The sequence below is a fragment of the Klebsiella sp. CN_Kp073 genome (assembly GCF_040065495.2).
Taxonomy (GTDB): Bacteria; Pseudomonadota; Gammaproteobacteria; order Enterobacterales; family Enterobacteriaceae; genus Klebsiella; species Klebsiella aerogenes.
The window spans coordinates 4,120,034-4,142,069 of the sequence record NZ_CM198051.1 but is presented as its reverse complement, the minus strand read 5'-3'; the positions used below and the strand labels follow the sequence as shown (position 1 = coordinate 4,142,069).

The window sequence follows — 22,036 nt, the reverse complement described above, 5'->3', positions numbered from 1 at the left end:
CTATTTCCCCGTAATTAATCGATAACGGTGAACAACATTAGTAGTAATGACACCAATATCATAAACAGTGACCACAACACCAATCCACGGTACCCAACGTCCAATGTAGCCGCCAATACTGGTAGTGTATGCCCAATCCTTGCGGAGTATCGACTTAATGGTAAGTGTCTTTTTACGTGTTTCAAAAGAGCCTGTGAACACCTTACGGAAAACAAGAGATAGAGGACTTGTGCCTTTGGTTGCACGGCGGTAATCAATCTTACCTCGTACAGGGACTAAAGGCAGACTAAGAATCATTGAGCCCCACGCAAAGTAATCCAGCAAATCACCAAACTGTTTATAACTCTCATCCATGAGTAACCAAAATAACAGTTCGCTTTCGCTTAAATTTGACTTCCCATCAAAATAATATCCGTTTACCTGTTCTGTAGTATCCATCCTACCCCCCATAAACATTAGCCATTCGATGATATTAGAAACAGTTAATAGATGCTTGCGTGATTAATCCTAAATCATGGCTGGTTTTGGACAATACCAGCCATCAAGCCCCGTTAGATAAACTTCCTTGCATCAGAGACAAGTTTTAATACAGCCTCTTCAACCTTCTTCAGTTCTAACCATGCTTTGCAACGTCATCTTGTAAGCACACCTGTTTTAGTTCCACGCACTTTTTGAGAGTTCCGTTTTTTTGACCTTGGCCCAAATTCAGTGCAGTGCTAAATCAGAGATCTTCGTCTTTTTGCAGACTCCGGATAAATTCAGCCGGAGTCATGTCATTTAGTGATAAATGCGTCCTCTCATGATTATATTCCCTGCGCCACTTGTCGAGTTTGTCCTGCGCATCTTCCAGTGACAGGAACCAGTGAATGTTCAGACATTCGTCCCGCAGGCTGCCGTTAAATGACTCAATAAACGGGTTATCGGTCGGTTTCCCGGGACGGGAGAAGTCCATCGTGACACAGTGCTCATACGCCCATTTATCCAGACTTTTCGAGATGAACTCGCTGCCGTTATCCGTCTGGATACGCACCGGCAGGCGTTTATCCAGCACCCGTAATGCTTCCACTATGCTGACCACATCCTCGCCTTTCAGCGATTTTCCGGCATGGATCGCCAGACACTCCCGACTAAAATTATCCACTACGGTCAGCGCCCGAAAACGCCGCCCGTTAAACAGACTATCCGACACGAAATCCATACTCCAGCACTGATCGATATGCGTCAGGGCCGGGCGCTGCTGGCGGCGTGCGGCACTGACATGCCTGCGGGGGCGCTTTCTGCGCAAATTCAGGCCTTCCAGACAATAAATCCGGTGTGTTTTCTTGTGGTTAATCTGCCAGCCTTCCCGCCGCAACTGGATATGAATACGCGGGCAACCGTACCGTATCCGGGTTTCCGCTATTTCCCGGATACGCAGGGTTATCGCCCGATCGTCACGCCGGCTCTGCCAGTGGTAGACAGTTCTGCTCTGCATCAGCAACCCGCATCCCCGGCGGACACTGATATGATAGGCCTCCAGCAGAAAATGCACCGCCAGGCTCTTCTGAGCCGGCCTCAGAACTTTTGTTTCAGTACCTCCTGCAGCATCTCCTTGTCCAGACTCAGGTCTGCCACCAGTTTCTTCAGCCGCTGATTTTCATCCTCCAGTTGCCGCAGACGGCGCAGTTCCGTTACGCCCAGACCGGCGAATTTCTTCTTCCAGTTGTAAAACGTGGCCTCAGAAATGCCCATCTTTCTGCAGACTTCCCTGACGCGGGTGCCGGTTTCGGCCTGTTTCAGCGCAAACGCGATCTGTTCTTCGGTATAACGGGTCTTTTTCATGGCGATGTGCCTCTCTGTGAGATGGAAGAAAGACCGGATACTTCAGTTTAGACTGGTACTGTTTTCAGGGAGGAGATCAATGCAGCTAAGGAAAAAATCAACCCAATTTTATTTAAAATGAAGTTAACAACCCCTGATGTCAACTCAATCATTTCTTAATCTTCTTTTAATCCATGTAAAGAATTCTTAATTTTATTACGGATAAATAAGTTAGCATTTACTGGGGGCGGTGCGCCCCTTATTCGTACAACCATCTTCCGGCTTTAGCTGATTCGATCAGCATACCAACATTGAAATCTGGTACAGGAACAGGCTCTGTTTTCTTAAATGGATTCCATGAAACAGGCTGATCAGGATAGTAAGTTTCTATTTTAAAGTTTCCCCGTTCAACCTTGAACGCATCGAAAAACTTATCCATTAACTCACCAGCTTCAAGCTCATCAAGACTCAAATCAGTATCAAGATCCGTTTCAGGTGTTAGCTCTACTTTCTTGAACTTGAATAGGTACGTGCCAGCGTAAGGCCGTACAAGCTCATAAACGCGCTGCTCAACATTGTTTACCATAACTTATCGTTACCCCGCGCTATAGCGTTGTAGTCTCGGATAGTGCGATAGGTGATTTGAGAGATATCAGAAGCTAAGATAACCCACCCCACGACAGGAATAGCCCTGCCCGTAAAGGTTCCAATGTTAGCTACCGCCCTGATTCTGATTGTAGAAGGTGGATAACCACCAATAACGGAAGGTAGTTTGATACCGAAAGGGAACTGCGCTTTTTTGAACACTTTTCGCGAGGCTTTAGACGCATATGATGTTCCCTTTTCAGCACCGTTTGGTTTTGCCCTTGTAGGGAGAGTATTACGCCCAGATACAATGGCAACTACAGCACCGAAATCAACAAGACCTAAACCAAGTTGATCAACAACATTTTCACAGAAGACCATGAAAAATAGCTCGGAGGCGGTGAGGTTTGAACGCCCCGCATAGAAGTATGTTCCGTTAAGTTCCTCGACTGTATCCACGTCCAAATCCTTTTGACTCTGAATGTATTGCAATCATAACGGCTGCTTTTCATACAGTCACCTCTAAAACATGTTGTTAGCCGCTCGTGCCAGCTTGATTTCCTCTCGCTTTCAAGCCAGGCTTTCCCCTCTGGTGCTGCCCGGAATTTACGAGCGTGAATCTTACGGTTGTTGCGCTTCGTAGCTGCTTTTTGGTTAGCTTTTGACATGATATCTCCTCCGCTGAATCTGCCAGCGCGCAACGTACAGCAGAGAGACAGTACAACGAAAGTTACAATGGTGCAGATAATAGATGACCATTACGTGCCGTGTTGGGCACATAAGAAAAGGCGGCGCGTAGCGCTTCCGCAGGTTGAATCCCTTCGCAGGGAGGATAAAGCCTTAGCATGTTCTCTTATCAGGTGATCGTTATACTCCGGTGATCGAAACCGTGGCAGAGCCGGATTCATTCCCGATCCGGTTAGTCTTCCCAACATTACGCCTGTTTATTCTCTGCGACCTTTCACAAGGTATAGCATCATTGAGCGCCGCACGAAGCGCGGAACGTATCGCTAAGGGTTCAAGTGACGTGTTTAGAGAGTCCGGCAACTCTTTCAGCTTCAAGGGATGGCAAAATTTCTAATGCTGTTCGGGCTTGAGCCTGGTAACTACCCGCCAGTACGTTGTACAATACTTGAGCCGATACAACGCAAAAGCATTTACCAAGAGTTATCAAGGATGATAATTGAAGATACAATCCGTTAGATTTTTTACGCTAAGTGATTGATTTTATTAGATAGTGATAATGGGAACAAAACACACAACACAAGCTACTGTATTATAAGAGATTATCTTGTTTTGTATAAACTAATACCCCCAAAAGTACCCCCACATTCTTTTACGCAGTTTAATTTTTATACAAAAAAATTATCTAAACGCAGTTTAGTTACCGATCACTACTAGTTACTTAATTGATAGGCGATGCTTAAATAAATTTTTAAACCCTCTAATTTTACAGTTAATCAGAGGGTGGGTAACATAGATCGTATATTTCTTATTTTTCAAAGAAATAAATGTCAAGATAAGCTGCACATTCTCGCCAGCTTTCGCTATCTAAACATATTCTTTATCATCAAGCATTGCGGGCAACTTTCTAAATCAGCCTTTCTAAGGAAATCGCTTTTGGCGATAATCACAGAGTTATTCATACCTGAAAATTGAAGCTGTCCAAATAAATTAACCTTGGACTTTTTCTCAGAATACTTTGATGCTCCTTTCCTCTGTTCATTTCCGTCAACGACATGCAATTCCTTTGTCCTTTCGTCGTCTAATACATGTTCAGTCAAAAATTGAGAAACATGTTCTAATAAGTCTTGGTCTTTACTTGCAAAATGACCAATCAAAATATCTTCAAGAACACCTGTATCACTCTGATTAGCATGGTAAATGTAGCACCCGACTTCATAATTACCTTTAGTCGCCACAGCGCCATTTGATAATGGTTCAGTTAATTCTAACTCTTCTCTAATTTGTGTCAGTCGCGTTTGTACACCTATATCATCAGCATCAAAAAAGAATAAGAATCTAAAGTCGTAATTTATATCAACTGAAAAATCATCATCTCCAATCAGACCTGAATACAATGAAATTAATTTACTTCTTTCAACACTGCGACCATCACCGCTAAGGCTATGCAGGAAAACAATTTTCCCATCCATTTCAAGAGCAACTGAGGGCAAAAGAAAATTAGGGCTCTGATACCCTAACTTCCTATCAGCCAATATCATTTTACTCGCTATTCCAGCAAAAAGAGCATTAAAAGGGCTTGGGAAATCTTTAATCTTCCTATTATCCGTTTTAAATCCAGCTGTATGTAGAATTCTACTTATAAACGATATATCGTGTTGTCCCTCGCACACAACCACGACTACTTTATTTTTTATAGTCATATCAACCCCTAATATCCAGAGCAATAGTTTCCACAAGATACTTAAAACGCTCTCCAACTATTCTTTTTGAGATTATTTGATTACCTTGATTCACCATCTGGAAACCAGTAACATCCTGAGTTTTATATCCATTTTCTACAAATGCTTCTATACATTCGCGTGAATGAGAGGTTAAAAAAACTTGGACATTAAATGTTTCTGCAAGCTCTTGGGTTAAGCGTGTAAATTCTTTTAATAGACTGAAGTGGATTGCTGTTTCAAACTCATCGATTAGAATGACTCCGTTTCTACAAGAAGCAAATGCTAAAGCTATGTAAAAAATACGTTGAATACCCTCACCGTAGGTAGTTAGATCAAAACTACGCTCTGAGGAGTATTTCGATTCAACCAAGAAACGTTTTACATCCATGTCCTCGGTATAACGTATGTCAACGACACTTTCTTCTACACGCTTCATAAAGTCGATTACAAGATTGATTGCGGTCTGTGAAAGACCTTCGCTAGATTGAACTTTTAGTTCAACGCTTCGATTGTAATCACTAATAGAATCTTCTATATCATAGAAATATGGACTCTTGAAAGAGGACGAACAAAGATGAGATACCTGATCAGATATTCTTATCATACTTTCATGGACATATGTATGAACTAAGTTCGAAATTACTGTACCATCTATTTGTGAAGTGAGTTTATATGAAGCGATATAATCATCTTTTTTATCAACAGTTGGTTCGTCGAACTTCTCCATCCGAACAGAAACTTCGACATCATTGAAAATCCCATCAATAGCTATTTTATCTTGGAAAACAGCATTTAAAAAGACAGGACTTAATGAATTGAACTTGTTTTTCTGTCTAATAAGTTTGAAATGTGAGGCCATATCATTTCTTTGTGTTAGAAGATATATAGCTTCCAGCAAAGTTGTCTTACCGGTATTATTAAAACCAGCAAATATATTGACCCTATTCAGACCATTAATTTCAAAACCTTTTAACTTCTTATATTTATGGATCTTTATGCTCTCAAAGTGCGATTTCACACCATATTCGAATACTGTAGTAAAATTACCCCCTTCGATATTTAAGCTATTTTTCTTAGGGATGATCTTTGATAAATTATCCTTAGCCTCATCCAAAAACTTTGTGTCATCAGCACTTATCAACGTTCTATAAGTAGCCAAACTACGCAATGACTCAGAAAGACTTGAAAGAGCATTTTGATAATTTTGTTTATCAACTGAACCACTAGATACCAAACCTCTAGCAAGACTTCTTTCATCTTCCATCACTTTCAATGCGTGCTCATTTTCTATGAAAAGAGCAAGATCACGAACCTCAAGTGATTTCGTTATTATCGGCTCGAGTTCTTTATAATCGTCGTCATTGTTGAAATCATTTTCTTCGTCAGCCTCTTGTGGTTCTGCATATACTTCAGTCTTAGAGATCCATGAAAAAAGCCTTTCTAAGTTTGTTTCATTAGTTGCAAAATAACCCGAATCATTCCATCCTAACCAGTTTTTAATAACTGGTTTTTTCATAATCTCTTCAAAAATACCCACCATCTCAGGTGAAAATTGCTCACTAAAATCACTCATCTTGTAAGACTGGATGAGATTATAAACACGCAACATCGATCTTAAACGGTGCTTTGTTATTCCTAGTGAGTTTACTAACTCGTTTTCCTTATTAATATAATCTTCACGAGGAGAGCTTTCATAAGGCTTTAAAAAATCATAGAGTAACTTTGACTGATTAAAAGTAGACCATTTTTTATTCCCACTGATGTGTTTTAAACCCATTACAATGAGATGTTTCTCGTTTTCCTCTTTACTATGAATTTCAAATGGAACGCTTCTGAAGATCGAAGGATCAAGATTGCCAATATCGAAACCGCTTTCATAAAACTCTTGTAAAACCTTAAGGGCTGTTACTCGGCGATTGCCCTCCAATACTAAATATTTATTATCACCTAACTCTCTAACCTGAATAATATCTACATCTAAAAACCCATTTGCTTTGAAACTTGCCAAGAGATCCCGGATATTTTCCTGCCCGCGACCTTCGATAAAAGTGCGAGTTCTCTTCTGCACTTGAGCATCTAGAAGATTATCTTCTCCCACAAATTTGTGATTTTCATTGTCAACAAATCGATAATTATTCGGATCTAAATAAAGATTCTTTAGATTCCTGCTCAGTCGAGTACTTCTCGGTATATCTTTAACTGATTCTGTAGTCATGGTAACCACCTGTTTTCTTTTGATTCAATCTATAATAGCAGCAACAATTGTTCAACTACCGCGCTCTCTCAGTAGCTTACTTCTAAGCAAGGCATTCGCCACGAGTATGCTTTCTTGGGAAGTGCCAAACAACAATCCTGACATTGTACTACTCAAGCACATCAGGCTATTTAAAAAATAGCCCCTAAAATTCCTGACTTAAGCAACTGTAACTTAGAACGCGTCTGGACAAAAATCCCCGTTGGCGGTGCCGGTGAGTGACAAGTTTTGACAGATGCATCCAACGAGCTGCACCTGAAGTTTTCTGAAGGGGGAGCGATTGTCACTTTTCCCTAGTTTTCCCTAGTTTTCCCTAGTAAGGCATAACAAACCATAACAGGCTGACACCTGCCCTGCTTCGCATCAGGATTAACAAAAGCTAACAGCCAAGGCTAAACAAATCTCAACGCCAGCCCTTTACACTTCTGCTGTAGCTGCTGTTCGTAGGCGTCAGGATCCGTTATGTTGGGTTGACACTTTTCCCAGTTTCTCGCGAAAAAGTGTCAAGTTTGAGGGGCTGGGGGTTTACAGTTTTTCGCCGTCCAGCAGGCAGAGTGACATTAAACCAGTTTTGTTCCAGTCATCCAGCGTATCGGGGTGCATTGTGGCAACGTAAGCCAGCTCAGAACGAAGAAACCGTAAAGCGCCTGCTGCACGGTCTTTGCCATAGAAGCTGTGGGTTTCTTCATCTGGCCGGAAGAGAATCAGCAATAGTTCATCGGGCTCGTGCTGAACATCAAAACCCAGCTCAGCGGCTGCGGCCTCTATTCGCAGGCCAGCATCATTATCAGCCGGCAGCTCTTTCCCGCCGTCATGCTTCCATATCTGAAGCATACCCAGCAGACCATTTTTTTAGTTTGTTGCTGTGCCACTCAAGGGCAATATCTTTGAAGGTGTTGTTTAACTGCGTTTCACGGGCGATCTTGTCTTCCCGTTTCGCTTCCATAGGATCGATACCCCCAGCGATACCCCTTTTGGCTTCTTCACGTTTTGCCCGAGCATCGGCCAACGTGACTTCAGGATACACACCCAGCGCTAACAGCTTCTCTTTACCGGCTACACGATACTTGAGCCGCCAGTATTTGCCGCCATTAGGTTTAATCAGGAGATACAAACCACCACAATCAGCCAGCTTGAAAGGCTTATCTTTAGGTTTGGCGGCGTCCACCTGCCGGGCGTTTAGTTTCACTTGGGGGTACCTCCTCTAGACCGAACAGCAAATACCCCCATAAGTACCCCCAAACGACCGTAGATTTCAGGGAACTTTAGTAGACGTAGAAATACTAAAAGGGGCTGCAAAGCGCAGAGTATAAGGGGTTTTAGTGAACTTTAGTAGACTTGGGGAGACGTTAGAATGGTGCCGATAATAGGAGTCGAACCTACGACCTTCGCATTACGAATGCGCTGCTCTACCAACTGAGCTATATCGGCCCTGAAAGGACGCGTTCACCTGCGTGAAGCACGGGGTAGAAGGTTAAAACTAAGTGGGTGATGCGTCAATGCCCTTTCGAATCAAACGGCTACTTTTGCATCACCCGCTTAGCGTTAAGCACGAATGGTATCGTCGCCGAAGCCAATCCACTTATAGGTGGTCAGCGCTTCAAGACCCATCGGCCCGCGGGCGTGCAGCTTCTGGGTGCTGACCGCCACTTCCGCGCCGAGGCCGAACTGGCCGCCGTCGGTGAAGCGGGTAGAAGCGTTAACGTATACCGCCGACGAATCCACTTCATTAATAAAGCGATTCGCATGGCGCAGGGTACGCGTCAGAATGGCATCGGAATGCTGGGTGCCGTGCTCACGAATATGGGCAATCGCCTCATCGAGATCGGCAACAACTTTCACGTTCAGATCCAGCGATAAATACTCATCGTCGTACTGCTCCGCTTTCACCGGCTCCACCTTCGCCGGACCGTGCTGCAGAAGGGGCAGGGCGGCCGGATCGGCATGCAGCGTCACGCCGCTCTCCGCCATCTGTTTGCTCAGCGCAGGCAGGAAGGTATCGGCGATATTACGATGTACCAGCAGCGTCTCGGCGGTATTGCAGGTGCTCGGGCGCTGGGTCTTGGCGTTCACGATGATCTTCAGCGCCGGTGCGATCTCTGCCGAATCGTCGACAAAAATATGGCACACGCCGATACCGCCGGTGATCACCGGGATGGTGGATTGCTCGCGGCACAGCTTATGCAGGCCTGCGCCGCCGCGCGGGATCAGCATATCGATGTATTTATCCATCTTCAGCATTTCGCCGACCAGCGCGCGATCCGGGCTCTCGATTGCCTGCACCGCGGCAGCCGGCAGGCCGCACTCCTGCAGCGCTCGCTGAATCACTTTCACCGTCGCGGCGTTGGTGCGCCAGGTCTCTTTACCGCCGCGCAGAATAGCCGCGTTGCCGGTCTTCAGGCACAGAGAGGCGACATCGACGGTCACGTTCGGCCGCGCTTCATAAATCACGCCGATCACTCCCAGCGGCACGCGACGACGTTCGATACGCAGGCCGCTATCCAGCAGACCGCCGTCAATCACCTGGCCGACCGGATCCGCCAGGCTACACACCTGACGCACGTCATCGGCGATGCCGCGCAGGCGCGCCGGCGTCAGCGCCAGGCGATCGAGCATCGCGTCGCTCAGGCCATTGGCGCGGGCGTCGCTGAGGTCTTCGGCGTTGGCGCGCAGGATCTCTTCGGTCTGCGCTTCCAGATAATCAGCAATCTTGTTCAGAACCTGATTTTTCTCGCGGCTGGAAAGCAGCGCGAGTTGGTAAGAGGCCGCTTTGGCCGCAATGCCCATTTGTTCCAGCATTTTCAGCTCCTTAACGGGTAATCATATCGTCACGATGGACGGCCACCGGGCCGTATTCATAGCCGAGGATGGCATCGATTTGCTGCGAGTGCTGCCCGGCGATCAGGCGCAGGGCGTCACTGTTATAGCGGCTCACGCCGTGGGCGATATCGCGGCCTTCGCTACTGCGGATTCGGATAACTTCGCCGCGGGAGAAATTCCCGCTGACGGTTTTGATGCCTTTTGGCAGCAATGAGCTTCCTCTTTCCAGAATAGCCTGGGTCGCCCCGGCATCGACGGTGATTTCACCGGCCGGCGGCGCGCCGAAGATCCAGCGTTTGCGGTTCTCCAGCGGTGATTCCTGAGCGTGGAAACAGGTGCCCACCGGCAGGCCTTCCATCGCGTGGCCGATAACGTCCGGGCGGTTGCCGGCGGCGATAATAGTATCGATGCCAGCGCGACAGGCGACGTCCGCGGCCTGCAGTTTGGTGCCCATGCCGCCGGTGCCGAGGCCGGAAACGCTATCGCCTGCGATGGCGCGCAGCGCGTCATCGATGCCGTAGACATCTTTAATAAGCTCGGCCTGCGGATTGCTGCGCGGGTCGGCGGTAAAGAGCCCCGGCTGATCGGTCAACAGCAGCAGTTTATCGGCGCCGGCGAGAATGGCCGCCAGGGCGGAAAGATTATCGTTGTCGCCGACTTTGATTTCAGCGGTGGCGACGGCGTCATTCTCATTAATGACCGGCACGATGTTGTTATCCAGCAGCGCGCGCAGGGTATCGCGGGCGTTGAGGAACCGCTCGCGATCTTCCATATCGGCACGGGTCAGCAGCATCTGGCCGACATGAATGCCGTAAATAGAGAAAAGCTGTTCCCACAGCTGGATAAGACGGCTTTGGCCGACTGCCGCCAACAGCTGTTTTGAGGCAATGGTGGCGGGCAGTTCAGGGTAGCCGAGGTGTTCACGTCCGGCGGCGATGGCCCCGGAAGTCACAATCACAATGCGGTGCCCCATGGCATGCAACTGCGCGCACTGGCGCACTAACTCAACGATATGGGCGCGGTTCAGGCGGCGGGATCCGCCCGTTAAAACACTGGTGCCCAGTTTTACCACCAGCGTTTGGCTATCACTCATGATTTTCTGCCGTTCAAAAGGAATATCGAGATCGAGCTGATGTTGTAACAGGAGTCAGGCCGCTTGCCAACTGCTGGCGTATTGGTCAAGCCATTTTATTGCGCGGATCGGGCATTCTGCGCAGGCAAGGTGACATATTTATGACGGAAATATTTAAACATTCTTTTTTATAAAAAGTTCCATTTCGTCATAAATATTTAACACTACAGCGTTAAAAAACCTCCAGTTTTTGACGGGGCCTTCGCCCGGAATTGATTAGCGCGTGTAGATAAATCACCAGGACCACATAATGAAAAAGCGTTCACTGGCATTAATGATGATGGGTTTTGTTGCTTCTTCGGCTTCACAGGCAGCGGAAGTATACAATAAAGACGGCAATAAACTGGACGTGTACGGCAAAGTGAAAGCCATGCACTACTTCAGCGATTATGACAGCAAGGATGGCGACCAGACCTACGTTCGCTTCGGTATCAAAGGCGAAACGCAGATCAACGATCAACTGACCGGTTATGGCCGCTGGGAATCCGAATTCTCCGGCAATAAAACCGAAAGCGATTCTTCGCAGAAAACCCGTCTGGCGTTTGCCGGCGTGAAGTTAAAAGAGTTTGGATCATTTGACTATGGTCGTAACCTCGGCGCGCTGTACGACGTTGAAGCCTGGACCGATATGTTCCCGGAGTTCGGCGGCGACTCTTCCGCGCAGACCGATAACTTCATGACCAAACGCGCTAGCGGCCTGGCGACCTACCGCAACACCGATTTCTTCGGCCTGGTCGATGGTCTGAATATGACCCTGCAATACCAGGGTAAAAACGAAGGCCGCGAAGCGAAAAAACAGAACGGCGACGGCTTCGGTACCTCTTTAAGCTATGATTTCGGCGGCAGTGATTTCGCCGTCAGCGCGGCTTATACCAGTTCTGACCGTACCAACGATCAGAACCTGCTGGCGCGCGGCCAGGGCTCCAAAGCGGAAGCCTGGGCCACCGGTCTGAAATACGACGCCAACAATATCTACCTGGCGACAATGTACTCTGAGACCCGCAAGATGACGCCGATCAGCGGTGGTTTTGCTAATAAAGCGCAGAACTTTGAAGTGGTCGCCCAGTATCAGTTCGATTTCGGCCTGCGTCCGTCTCTGGGTTATGTACTGTCGAAAGGCAAAGATATTGAAGGTGTCGGCAGCGAAGACCTGGTCAACTATATTGACGTCGGCCTGACCTACTACTTCAACAAAAACATGAACGCCTTTGTCGATTACAAAATTAACCAGCTGAAGAGTGATAATAAGCTCGGTATTAACGATGACGACATCGTCGCGCTGGGGATGACCTATCAGTTCTGATAAAACTGAGCGCAAGAAAAATAAAAACCGCGGCCCTGAGCGCCGCGGTTTTTATTTGTCAGGATTAGCGGTTTTTCGCCAGATGCAGATTGTCGTTATTCATAGTGATCTGCGCGTTATATTCCTTCGGCAAGCGCCGCGCCTGATAAAATACGCGGTTCCAGTACGGATTATCCAGCGACGAACGCATGACGCCCTGGCTTGCGGAGGCGTGCAGGAAGTTATGGTCGGTATCGTAGAAACCGACGTGCATGCCGCCGTGAATGCGGAAGAAGACTAAATCGCCAGGCCGCAACTGCTGCTTGCTAACGCGCACGCCCATATGCAGAAGATCGCCGGTGGTCACGCGGTCCATTGGCAGATTGAAGCGGTCCTTCAGCGTACGCCAGACGAAGCCGGAACAGTCAACGCCGCTCTGGTCGGTGCCGCCCCATTCATAAGGGGTGCCGTCCCAGGTATGCATCTGATCGTGCAGGGCGGCCAGCACCGGTATCAGATCGTCGGAGCCGCTGTCGATAGGCTCGTAATGATGCTGCGCCACCGCCTTGGGCGGTTTTTTTGGGGAAGATGAACATCCTGCCAAAATCAATAAAGGAACAAGTAATAAAGCGTGGGTGAGTTTGGGCTTCATGTCGTTATTTTCATGTTAGGGATCGACCGTCGCCATTTATAACGTATTCACGGAAACGTCAGAATGATGAAACGCAAAATTTACGAAAACTTACGTAGCACAGGCATAAATCCGCCGGTGCTGTAATTAGCAAATTTGTCAGACATTGAACGCGGTGATTTTATTTATTAATAAATGTTTGCTATCTAAATCAAAATATAACAGGCCAGAATCAGGATGTTCTTATTTATCTGGCGCGAGAGGCAGGCGTTCCTCCTTTAAGATGGCGGATAAAAGAGGCTGGCGCATAGCCCATCGCTTTGCGAAACATGGCGGTAAACGCCGCCGGATGCTCATAGCCAAGGCTTAATGCCACGTCGGTAATGCTACGGCCTTCGCGCAGGGCGCTGAGGGAGTACATCAGGCAGGCTTTATGACGCCAGTCGCGAAACGCCATCCCGGTCTCCTGCAAAAAGCGGCGGTTGAAGGTGCGCAGGCTTTGACTCATCTTTTTGGCCCACTGCTCCGGCGTACTGTGAATGTCCGGCTGAAGGAGAAACGCGCTGCATAAGTCAGCCAGCCGCGGATGTTGCGGTAACGGGGTGAACAGCGGCAGCGGCGGGGCGGCCTGCAGTTCAAACAGTAATAGGGCGATAAGCGCCGCATCATGCCCGCTCTCTTCATACAACAGCGGCAGCTGGCAGGCGGCCAACAGCAGTTGATGCAGCAGCGGCGAAACCTGCAACACTTCGCAGCGTACCCCGGCGCGCGGCGCATCCTGCGGTTCGATATACAGGCTATGGGTGCTCACGCCCGGCATCCAGACGCGATGCGGTTTGTTAGCGGGTATCCATACGCCGCTGAACGGCGGCACCAGCCACTGACCGTCATCGGTTTCGACTTTCATCAAGCCATTCACGGCATAAAGAAACTGCGCTCGCCGGTGATGATGGCGCGGTAAAAGGGTGTCAGGCGGATAATCGCTCCCCAGACCCAATACCCGGCGCGGCAGATGATCGACTTCGTTAATCGCGATATTACGCATGCATACTCCCCTGGCTGAAAATCGTAATATATTGGCCATTAATCGTAAGTCAGCCATTCCGCTATTCTATATCGTTACCTCCCTGAATGGAGGAACGGTAGATGATATTTGGGCTTTTTGTTTGCGGACTGTTGTCCGGGATAACCACCTGGCTGTTTGGTTTCGGCGGCGGCTTTGTTACCGTGCCGCTGCTTTACCTGCTACTGAGCCATCAGGGCGCAGTAGGCGGTCAGGCGATGCAAATAGCGGTAGCAACGTCGGCGCTGGTGATGCTGTGCACGTCGCTGTTGGCAAGCGGCCGTCACCTGCGCGCCGGAACGGTTCACTGGCGCGCCCTGCTGCCGATACTTGGCGGCATCGCCATCGGCGGTATTGCCGGCGCGGCGCTGGCGCTGAGGGTCAACGGCGAGTGGATCCGCTGGCTGTTCATTTTGTACCTGGCGGTGACCATCGTGGATTGCTACGTTCGCCCCGGCTTTATGGCGCCGTCGGCGGCTTGCGCACCGTCGAGCGCGGGGCGCGAGACTATTCTTGGCGGCGGAATTGGCCTGATTGCCGCCTTCCTTGGCGTTGGCGGCAGCGTGATGACCGTGCCGCTGATGCGCCGGCGTGGCGCGACGATGGCGCAGGCCGCGGCGATGGCCAACCTGCTGACCCTGCCGCTGGCGGCGACCGCCAGCCTGGCGTGGCTGCTGATGGCGCCGATGGCGACGCTGCCCTCCGGTTTCATCGGTAATATCTGGTGGCTGGCGGCCGGACTGCTGGTGGCCGGGAGCTGGCTGGGATTGCGGGGCGCATCGTGCTGGTTGGCAAAACTTCCCGATCGCTGGCACGTGCGGATCTACCCGCTACTATTGCTACTGGTGCTGCTGGCGATGGGCTTTGGCGGGGTAGGCTGAAACGCAGCCGGATCATGCTCCTGTCATCTTCTTTATACATGCTCTCGCAGGCTTATATTGCTGATTATGGAAAATGACCGATGTCTAATGCTGTGACGATTTTCGATCTGGATAACACCCTGATTAAAGGGGACAGTAGTACGCTGTGGAGCCAGTTCATGGTGCGTGAAGGCTGGGTGAGCGACCCGGAATATCTGGCGCGCGAAGCGCTGCTGATGGCGGATTACGACCGCGGGGAAATGAATATCGCCGATTATGTCGCGCTGATTCAGGCGCCGCTGATTGGCATCCCCCAGGCGCAGGTGGATACGCTGGTGGCGCGATTCGTGCGCGAAAAGGTGTTGCCGCGGGTCTACCCGCAGGCATGGGACGTTATTCGGACCCTACAGGTGCGAGGGGAAAAAATGTTGGTGATCTCCGCCTCGGTAACGCTGCTGGTGCAGGCGATAGCCGCCGAGCTGGGGATTGAACAGGCGTTGGGTATTGATGTTGAAATGGCGGATGGCGGCTACAGCGGTGTGATTGCCGGAACCCCGAGCTATCAGCAGGGTAAAGTGACGCGCCTGGCGCAGTGGCGCGAGGCGCATCCTGACTATGCTGGCGAAGTCACTTTTTATACCGATTCGATAAACGACCTGCCCCTGTGCCTGCATGCGGATCGCGTGCGGTTGGTCAACCCGTGTCCGCAGCTGCTGGCAGCCAACGCCCGGCACGGCTGGCCGGTGCTGGCGTGGCGGCTCGAATAACGAGACGTTTTCCCTGATTCGTAGCCCCGGTAAGCGCAGCGCCACCGGGGGAGGGGGTTATTGCTGACTTTGATACAACGGCACCACGTTGCCGCCAATATAACGGCGGCGTAGCCAGGCGGAGAGGGTATCCATCACCATGACCACCGCCACCAGCAACAGGGTAATAAACATCACCACGTCCCAGTTCCACAAACGCATATTTTCCGCGTAGATAAGGCCAATCCCGCCCGCGCCGACAAAACCTAACACCGCGGCGGAACGGGTATTGGATTCAATCTGATATAAACTCAGCGCCAGGAAAGTCGGGAACGACTGGGTGAAAATGCCGAAGCGGTGTTTCTGCAGACCATTAGCGCCGACGGCGGTGAGGCCGCGGCCAGGCGAACGGTCTACCGCCTCGTGGCCTTCAGCATACAGGCGGCCCAGCAGGCCGGTATCCTGCATAATAATCGCCAGTACCCCGGCCAGCGGCCCAAGCCCTACGGCGCGCACGAAAATGAGACCCCAGATAGCCATATCGATACCGCGCAGCATGTCGAACAAGCGGCGCATCAACATGGCGATAATGCCGGGAATCACGCCGCGCATAATATTGCGCGCGGCCAGGAATGACAGCAACAGCGCGATGACCGTCGCGGTAATCGTCCCGGCGAAGACGATAGCAAGCGTAATGGCGATTTGCGTGAAGTAATAGGCAAACGGCCAGTTCCAGAAGTCGTGCCAGACGAACATCCGTAGCAGATAGCGTCCCATCTGCTGTAGACCGGTCGCCAGTTGTTCGCTGCTAATACCGAACTGCATAAAGAACCAGGCGTAATAAAGTACGCTCGCCAGCGCCAGCAGGCCGACATAGCGCAGGTATCGCCCCTGGGTCTTATACAGCGCCTGATGCTGGCGGCGGCTGGTGGCGATATCCGGTTGATGTTGCCATTGACTCATTTTTTCCCCTCCAGAACCCACTGGCGCAGGCGGCCGGAAAGCATATCCAGCAGCGACACCACAATAATGATCAGCAGCAGCGTCATGCTGACCTGATCGTAACGATCGAGCTTAATGTTGGTCATCAGCTCCTGGCCGATCCCGCCGGCGCCCACCAGACCAAGAATGGTGGATGAGCGGAAGTTAATCTCAAGGCGCATGAAGCCGTAGGAGAGAAAAATCGGTTTCACCTGCGGCCACAGGGCAAAGCGCACCTTCTGCAGCGCCGATGCTCCGCAGGCCGCCAGCCCGCGCACCGGTTTATCCTGCGCGCTTTCCACCGCTTCATAGAACAGTTTGGTCAGGCTGCCAACCGTATGCAGCATCAGCGCCAGAAAACCGGGGATCGCCCCGATACCGAACGCCATGACGAAAATGACCGCCCAGGCCAGCTCTGGCATGGTGCGTAAAAAGGCTACCAGCACGCGAACGGCGAAGCGTAGCGGCGCGGGTGACCAGGCATTATTGGCGGCGAGGAAAGCCAGTATGGTCGCTACCGCGACCGCCACCAGCGTGGAAGCCAGCGCCAGCTGCAGCGTCTCCCAAATCAGCGGTAGCTGAATCGGCAGGCGATAGCCCCAGTACGCCAGCGAGCCTTTGGTATGTGAATCGGCTAACAGAACGCCCGGATGCAGCGTCGGCAGCGTCTCGAACATATAGTCGAGAAAGTTTGGCAGAGAACGCCAGATGGTGAACAGATTAAACTCGGCGGCGTGCCCGGCGGCAAAGTAGAGCGCCAGCAGCACCAGCGACCAGCCGAAGGTATCGCGCTTTTGCCGCGTCCTGACCTGCTGGTAGTAACGTTCGAATTCGGTATAGGTATTATTCATGCGGCGAAAAGGTCTTTAACGTAGCGTCGCCGTCCGCATTGACTTGCGGGCGGCGGCATCGGTGCGGGATTAACGCGCGCTAACCAGCTCGCGTTTCATATCAATGATCTGCTGGAAATCGGCCACGCTGCCCGGGCCGATGTGCTGGGTTCCGCCCATCGCTTTCACAAAACAGGCGTGATCGTCGGTATCCAGTTTTTTAAGCGCGGTGACGACTTTGGCTTTGAAGTCCGCCGGCAGCGCATTGCTCACGAGGATCGGGCCGTTCGGGATCAGCGGCGATTGCCAGATAATCCGGATTTGCTTCATCAGATCCGGATGATCCATGCGAATCAGGCGATTGAAAGCGCCCACGCTGTAGCCGCTGTTGTAGTCGCCGACCATTGAGGTCCAGGTGACCGCGCCGGCAAACTGGCCGTTCAGTACGCCGAGAATGTCCTGCTCGTGGCCGCCGGAGAAGGTGACGCTGGAGAAGAAGTTATTGTATTTATTGTCCGCGTCGCCGCCGAATTTCTGTTTAAAGGCGTGGTTCGGAATTAAATAACCGGAAGTGGAATCCGGGTCGGCGAAGCCAAAAGCTTTGCCTTTTAAATCGTCCAGCGTTTTATACGGGCTGTCAGCTTTGACGATGACCACCGAGTGGTAGCCGCGGGACTGATCTTTATCATCAACGGCGATACCGACAATATCGACGGCTTTCGGGTTATTGATATAGACCGAGGCATAAGAAGAAGGCGACATACTTAATACGACATCGACTTTACCGCCCAGCAGTCCCTGAATGACGCCAGAATAATCGGATGAGTTACGTAATTTGGTATCGACCTTCAGCTCTTTATCAAGAAACTGTTTCACGCACTGGTTATCGCCAATTTGCTGCGTGGCGTTTTGACCGCCGAGGATCCCCAGATTTAATTCCTTCGGCTGTTCAGCGGCGCTCGCTTGCCACGTCAGTAACAGAGCTGCGATTGCTGCGGATAAACGAACTGCGCCATTAATATGTTTGTTCATTATTTTGCCCGTGTGTTTTTAACTAAAGGAAATTAATGCAACTGGCTAATTTCATCGCCATACAGCTGATGCAGAACATCCTGAGTCAGCCGTGCGGGATGATCGTCGAAAATGATGCGGCCTTTGGCGACGCCAATCACCCGCGTGCAGTACTCTTTGACCAGTTCGACCGAATGCAGGTTGACCATCACGCTAATCCCCTGGCCGCTGATTTCCCGCAGTACGTTCATAATTCGCTGGGTGTTTTTGGGATCGAGCGAGGCGACGGGTTCATCCGCCAGCAGGATCCCGGGGTTTTGCATCAGGGCGCGGCAAATCGCTACGCGCTGCATCTGGCCGCCGGAGAGGTTTTCCGCCCGCTGTAGGGCGTGCGGCAACATATTCATCCACTCGAGAAGAGAGATGGCGCGTGCCCGGTCGGCGTCGGGGAAAACCTTAAACAGCGACTTCAGGGTTGAGGTCTGACTCAGGCGACCGAGCAGTACGTTAGTCAGCACATCAAGACGCGGTACGAGGCAGAAATCCTGGAAAATCATCCCGCACTCGCTGCGCCAGGCATTGAGCGCGCGTCCTTTCAGGCGTGAAACATCATGCGGCATACCGACTTCCGGAAAGCTGAGAATTTCACCGCCGGTGGCGCTGTGAGTGCCGTTCAGGACATGCAGCAGGGTGGATTTCCCGGCTCCCGAGCGGCCAATCACTCCCACCAGCTCGCCGGCATGGAGGTCAAAGCTGATGTTATCGAGAACGGTTTGCTGCGCATTATAAGATTTACTCAGGTTGCGCACGCTTAAGACTTTCCGCTGCCGGGTTGGGGCGATGGGCGTAATTAGCGAAAATTCGGTTTCCGCCACCGCGGCAAGAGAGCTGTTCATAAGAGTGTCCTGGTTCGTCATAAACTGGTCACTATTAATCGCGTTTTGTGTGAACTTTCGATGACGGTAAGGCGAAAAAATAATGAAAGCGTGATGAAACGCTTATCTGCAAGGTAAAAGAAACATGCCAGCGGCAAACATAGCGTGATGGGCTACACTAATGAAAATGAGAGCAAATAAGAAAGAAATATGAGAACTAATCTCATTCTCTTAGATATCATTCTTTCATGGGATTAATAGTCCTCTGCAAGCGGTTTTTTTGTTTATGTTTAGGCATTTTGTGCGGTGCTTAAAACCATTCATGCAGCTTATGATTGAGTTGATCGTCTTATAATTTGCTATTTTATGGTATTATATTCTTACTTTTGTGTGTTATTAAGATTTTTCGCAACGTCATTTATCTTATCTATTAAGAATATTCCTAATGAAATAGGGTTATGATCCTGGACTATATAATAACCGATTAGGATTGTAGGAATTTTCGATCAATAACCACATGAAATTAAATGTTTTTTGTTTTTGAGCAAAAAATAGGATTTCGCCAAAAAGCAAAAAATTGACATAAATGAGAATTAGCTTCACATCCTGCTTGTTGACACTTAATCAGAAAAAACCTAAATTTGAATCCAACAAAAAATATAAATCGATAAATAATTTCGGCATTATTAATGATTAAATAATGGCGCTGGTATTTTATTATAAATAATTTCAACAGGGGTTAATTGCAGGTTTAGACTCTGCAGGCCTGGCTATCGGCAATGGGGTGAAAGGTAGTATTTCCAGGATGAAGAGGATAAACAGTATATGGACGATCAATGCTCCCTTGATAAGTGTATTTGGCCAGCACATGATACTTATTTTTTAAAAGGCTTATCGGAACTCATTTTAGACATTGAAGAGCTTCTTTATTTGTCATTGGATAAAATATGTAAGGACTTTTTGTTTATCAATCTGAGTACTAATGCATTAAATTACTTTATTCGCTATGACAACGACTGGTTAGCTAAGGCCAAGGGCAAACAAATCATTTTGATTGCCGCGAGAAAGTCAGAAGCGTTAGCCAATTATTGGTATTACAACGGTGATATTCGCGGCGTGGTGTATGTCGACCTCGCGCGCGATATAAGAAAAGAACTGGCCTATGTAATTAATGGACGGTTTCTGCGCAAAGATATTAAGAAAGAAAAAATTACTGACCGGGAAATGACGGTGATCAGAATGACGGCCCAGGGAATGCATCCGAAATCTATCGCCAGAATTGAAAATTGCAGTGTGAAAACTATTTACACCCATCGGCGAAATGCTGAGGCCAAGCTGTATTCGAAAATTTATAAATTAGTTATGTAACGTTTATTTAGTGGTACACCGGGACGACTTGTCCTTAATTAAACTCAGGATGAAAAAGCTATGAAAAAAAAGGTTATTGCTATTGCTCTGGTAACGGCGTTTGCTGGAATGGGTGTTGCTCAGGCTGCTGATGTTACTGCTCAGGCCGTGGCTACCTGGTCTGCAACCGCGAAAAAAGACACTTCAAGCAAACTGGTTGTTACCCCGCTTGGCAGCCTGGCTTTCCAGTATGCCGAAGGGATTAAGGGCTTTAACTCACAAAAAGGTCTGTTTGATGTTGCGGTTGAAGGCGATACCACGGCGACTGCCTTCAAACTGACTTCACGTCTTATCACTAACACGCTGACCCAGCTGGATACCTCCGGCTCAACGCTGAGCGTGGGCGTGGATTATAACGGCGTCGCGGTAGAGAAGACTGCTGACACCATTATGATCGACACCGCTAACGGCGTGCTGGGCGGCAACCTCAGCGCGCTGTCTAACGGCTACAACACCGCAGGCCGCACCACCGCGCAGGACGGCTTTAACTTCTCCATCATCAGCGGTACCACCGACGGCGCCACCGCGGTAACCGATTACAGCACGCTGCCGGAAGGGATCTGGAGCGGTGACGTGAGCGTGCAGTTCGACGCCACCTGGACCAGCTGATTTTCTCGTAGCACCGGGCAGGGGGACTCCCCCTGCCTCTTCAAGGACTGAACGCTTATGAAAAAACATCTTCTGGCCATTGGCCTGCTGCTGGGGCTGGCGAATCCGGCGCTGGCGCTGGATGTCGGCGATATCTCTTCCTTTATGAACAGCGGCAGCAGCACGCTAAGTAAAGAGATCAAAAATACCACCGATAGCGGCCGCTTAATCAACATTCATCTGGAACGTCTCTCTTCACCGCTGGAAGGCGGCAAGGTTATCCCGATGGATAAACAGGACGAAATCCTGCTGACTCCCGCCAGTTTGTTGTTGCCTGCAAAGGCCAGTGAAGTGGTGCGCTTTTTCTACAAAGGTCCGGCGGATGATAAAGAGCGCTACTACCGCATTGTCTGGTTCGATCAGGCCTTAAGCGATGCCCAGCGCAATGGCTCCCAGCGCAGCGCCGTGGCCACCGCTTCAGCCCGCATCGGCACCATTCTGGTGGTGGCGCCGCGTCAGGCTAATTTTCGCTATCAGTTTGCCGGCGACACGCTGACCAATACCGGTAACGCCACCCTGCGCATTATCGCCTACGGCCCGTGTCTGAAAATCGCCGATGGCAAAGAGTGCAAAGAAAACTACTACCTGATGCCGGGGAAATCGCGTCGCTTCACGCGCGTCAATATTGCTGACAAAAAAGGACGGGTCGCGCTCTGGCAGGGCGAGCAGTTTGTTCCCGTGAAATAGACATGTGTGCTGATGG

At 49.8% G+C, this 22,036-nt stretch carries 21 protein-coding genes, 1 tRNA gene and 1 pseudogene; 6 read left to right on the top strand and 17 right to left on the bottom strand.

Going from position 1 to position 22,036, the window contains the following annotated elements; all coding sequences use genetic code 11:
• From ABLV66_RS20095 to proB, 11 genes and pseudogenes are all read right to left on the bottom strand, one after another.
• Positions 1–438, bottom strand: coding sequence for an STM2901 family protein (locus tag ABLV66_RS20095; RefSeq protein ID WP_032712692.1), 438 nt, complete (start codon positions 436–438; stop codon positions 1–3).
• A 283-nt stretch (positions 439–721) separates the two neighbouring features.
• Positions 722–1,821, bottom strand: a protein-coding gene (locus ABLV66_RS20090) for an IS3 family transposase (protein ID WP_348876148.1) whose coding sequence is annotated in 2 segments (ribosomal slippage) — positions 722–1,566 and positions 1,566–1,821 — 1,101 coding nt in all. Because the reading frame shifts where the segments join, the coding sequence is not laid out codon by codon here.
• 238 nt (positions 1,822–2,059) lie between these two features.
• Positions 2,060–2,386 (bottom strand): DUF1493 family protein, encoded by a 327-nt coding sequence (locus ABLV66_RS20085; protein ID WP_015704508.1) that lies wholly within the window; start codon positions 2,384–2,386, stop codon positions 2,060–2,062.
• Positions 2,380–2,844: an STM2901 family protein gene (locus ABLV66_RS20080; RefSeq protein ID WP_015704509.1), complete on the bottom strand. Its 465-nt coding sequence runs from the start codon at positions 2,842–2,844 to the stop codon at positions 2,380–2,382. The genes ABLV66_RS20085 and ABLV66_RS20080 overlap by 7 nt, the downstream gene beginning before the upstream one ends.
• A 1,088-nt stretch (positions 2,845–3,932) precedes the next feature.
• A complete protein-coding gene (locus ABLV66_RS20075) occupies positions 3,933–4,772 on the bottom strand; it encodes a DUF3226 domain-containing protein (protein WP_348876147.1) in 840 nt (279 codons plus the stop codon).
• A gap of 1 nt (position 4,773) precedes the next feature.
• The gene (locus ABLV66_RS20070) at positions 4,774–7,008 is read right to left on the bottom strand and encodes an AAA family ATPase (RefSeq protein ID WP_348876146.1); all 2,235 of its coding nucleotides are present in this window, start codon (positions 7,006–7,008) and stop codon (positions 4,774–4,776) included.
• Positions 7,009–7,572: 564 nt separating this feature from the next.
• Positions 7,573–7,881: a hypothetical protein gene (locus ABLV66_RS20065; protein WP_348876145.1), complete on the bottom strand. Its 309-nt coding sequence runs from the start codon at positions 7,879–7,881 to the stop codon at positions 7,573–7,575.
• A pseudogene (locus tag ABLV66_RS20060) lies at positions 7,868–8,236 on the bottom strand (tyrosine-type recombinase/integrase); the annotation flags it as partial. The gene ABLV66_RS20065 and the pseudogene ABLV66_RS20060, both read right to left, overlap by 14 nt.
• 166 nt (positions 8,237–8,402) lie before the next feature.
• A tRNA-Thr gene (locus ABLV66_RS20055) sits at positions 8,403–8,478 on the bottom strand.
• Positions 8,479–8,592: 114 nt separating this feature from the next.
• Positions 8,593–9,846: a glutamate-5-semialdehyde dehydrogenase gene (gene proA, locus ABLV66_RS20050; RefSeq protein ID WP_348876144.1), complete on the bottom strand. Its 1,254-nt coding sequence runs from the start codon at positions 9,844–9,846 to the stop codon at positions 8,593–8,595.
• Positions 9,847–9,856: 10 nt separating this feature from the next.
• Complete coding sequence (gene proB, locus ABLV66_RS20045; RefSeq protein ID WP_015368077.1) at positions 9,857–10,960, bottom strand: glutamate 5-kinase; 1,104 nt, start codon at positions 10,958–10,960, stop codon at positions 9,857–9,859.
• A gap of 289 nt (positions 10,961–11,249) precedes the next feature.
• On the opposite strand from proB, the gene phoE reads away from it, so the two are divergent.
• Positions 11,250–12,302, top strand: a complete 1,053-nt coding sequence (phoE, locus tag ABLV66_RS20040; protein ID WP_348876143.1) for a phosphoporin PhoE — start codon at positions 11,250–11,252, stop codon at positions 12,300–12,302.
• Positions 12,303–12,366: 64 nt separating this feature from the next.
• Here phoE and ABLV66_RS20035 read toward each other — a convergent pair whose 3' ends face one another.
• Together ABLV66_RS20035 and ABLV66_RS20030 are read right to left on the bottom strand one after the other, a co-directional pair.
• Entirely contained in the window at positions 12,367–12,933 is a 567-nt protein-coding gene (locus ABLV66_RS20035; protein WP_032707509.1) for a C40 family peptidase, read from the bottom strand.
• A gap of 226 nt (positions 12,934–13,159) precedes the next feature.
• Positions 13,160–13,957, bottom strand: coding sequence for an AraC family transcriptional regulator (locus ABLV66_RS20030; protein WP_063414158.1), 798 nt, complete (start codon positions 13,955–13,957; stop codon positions 13,160–13,162).
• Positions 13,958–14,058: 101 nt separating this feature from the next.
• Here ABLV66_RS20030 and ABLV66_RS20025 point away from each other — a divergent pair, with 101 nt between their 5' ends.
• Both ABLV66_RS20025 and ABLV66_RS20020 read left to right on the top strand, forming a co-directional pair.
• Positions 14,059–14,856, top strand: coding sequence for a sulfite exporter TauE/SafE family protein (locus ABLV66_RS20025; RefSeq protein ID WP_348876142.1), 798 nt, complete (start codon positions 14,059–14,061; stop codon positions 14,854–14,856).
• 80 nt (positions 14,857–14,936) lie between these two features.
• Positions 14,937–15,602: an HAD family hydrolase gene (locus ABLV66_RS20020; RefSeq protein WP_047056114.1), complete on the top strand. Its 666-nt coding sequence runs from the start codon at positions 14,937–14,939 to the stop codon at positions 15,600–15,602.
• 57 nt (positions 15,603–15,659) lie between these two features.
• Here ABLV66_RS20020 and phnE (ABLV66_RS20015) read toward each other — a convergent pair whose 3' ends face one another.
• The 4 genes from phnE (ABLV66_RS20015) to phnC all read right to left on the bottom strand — a co-directional run bounded on the left by phnE (ABLV66_RS20015) (position 15,660) and on the right by phnC (position 19,299).
• On the bottom strand, positions 15,660–16,544 hold the full coding sequence (gene phnE, locus ABLV66_RS20015) for a phosphonate ABC transporter, permease protein PhnE (RefSeq protein ID WP_316423057.1): 885 nt from the start codon (positions 16,542–16,544) through the stop codon (positions 15,660–15,662).
• Positions 16,541–17,413 (bottom strand): phosphonate ABC transporter, permease protein PhnE, encoded by an 873-nt coding sequence (gene phnE, locus ABLV66_RS20010; protein ID WP_045391034.1) that lies wholly within the window; start codon positions 17,411–17,413, stop codon positions 16,541–16,543. Before phnE (ABLV66_RS20010) ends, phnE (ABLV66_RS20015) begins: the two co-directional genes overlap by 4 nt.
• Before the next feature lie 69 nt (positions 17,414–17,482).
• Positions 17,483–18,424: a phosphonate ABC transporter substrate-binding protein gene (gene phnD, locus ABLV66_RS20005; RefSeq protein WP_015368085.1), complete on the bottom strand. Its 942-nt coding sequence runs from the start codon at positions 18,422–18,424 to the stop codon at positions 17,483–17,485.
• Between the two features lie 32 nt (positions 18,425–18,456).
• Positions 18,457–19,299, bottom strand: a complete 843-nt coding sequence (gene phnC / locus ABLV66_RS20000) for a phosphonate ABC transporter ATP-binding protein (protein ID WP_045391032.1) — start codon at positions 19,297–19,299, stop codon at positions 18,457–18,459.
• An 804-nt stretch (positions 19,300–20,103) separates the two neighbouring features.
• On the opposite strand from phnC, the gene ecpR reads away from it, so the two are divergent.
• The 3 genes from ecpR to ABLV66_RS19985 are packed head-to-tail and all read left to right on the top strand — an operon-like array spanning position 20,104 to position 22,020.
• Entirely contained in the window at positions 20,104–20,646 is a 543-nt protein-coding gene (gene ecpR, locus ABLV66_RS19995; protein WP_047046016.1) for an ECP biosynthesis operon DNA-binding transcriptional regulator EcpR, read from the top strand.
• A 60-nt stretch (positions 20,647–20,706) separates the two neighbouring features.
• Complete coding sequence (gene ecpA, locus ABLV66_RS19990; protein WP_047046013.1) at positions 20,707–21,294, top strand: common pilus major fimbrillin subunit EcpA; 588 nt, start codon at positions 20,707–20,709, stop codon at positions 21,292–21,294.
• 57 nt (positions 21,295–21,351) lie between these two features.
• Positions 21,352–22,020, top strand: a complete 669-nt coding sequence (locus ABLV66_RS19985) for an EcpB family pilus assembly chaperone (RefSeq protein ID WP_045391028.1) — start codon at positions 21,352–21,354, stop codon at positions 22,018–22,020.
• Positions 22,021–22,036: the final 16 nt, after the last annotated feature.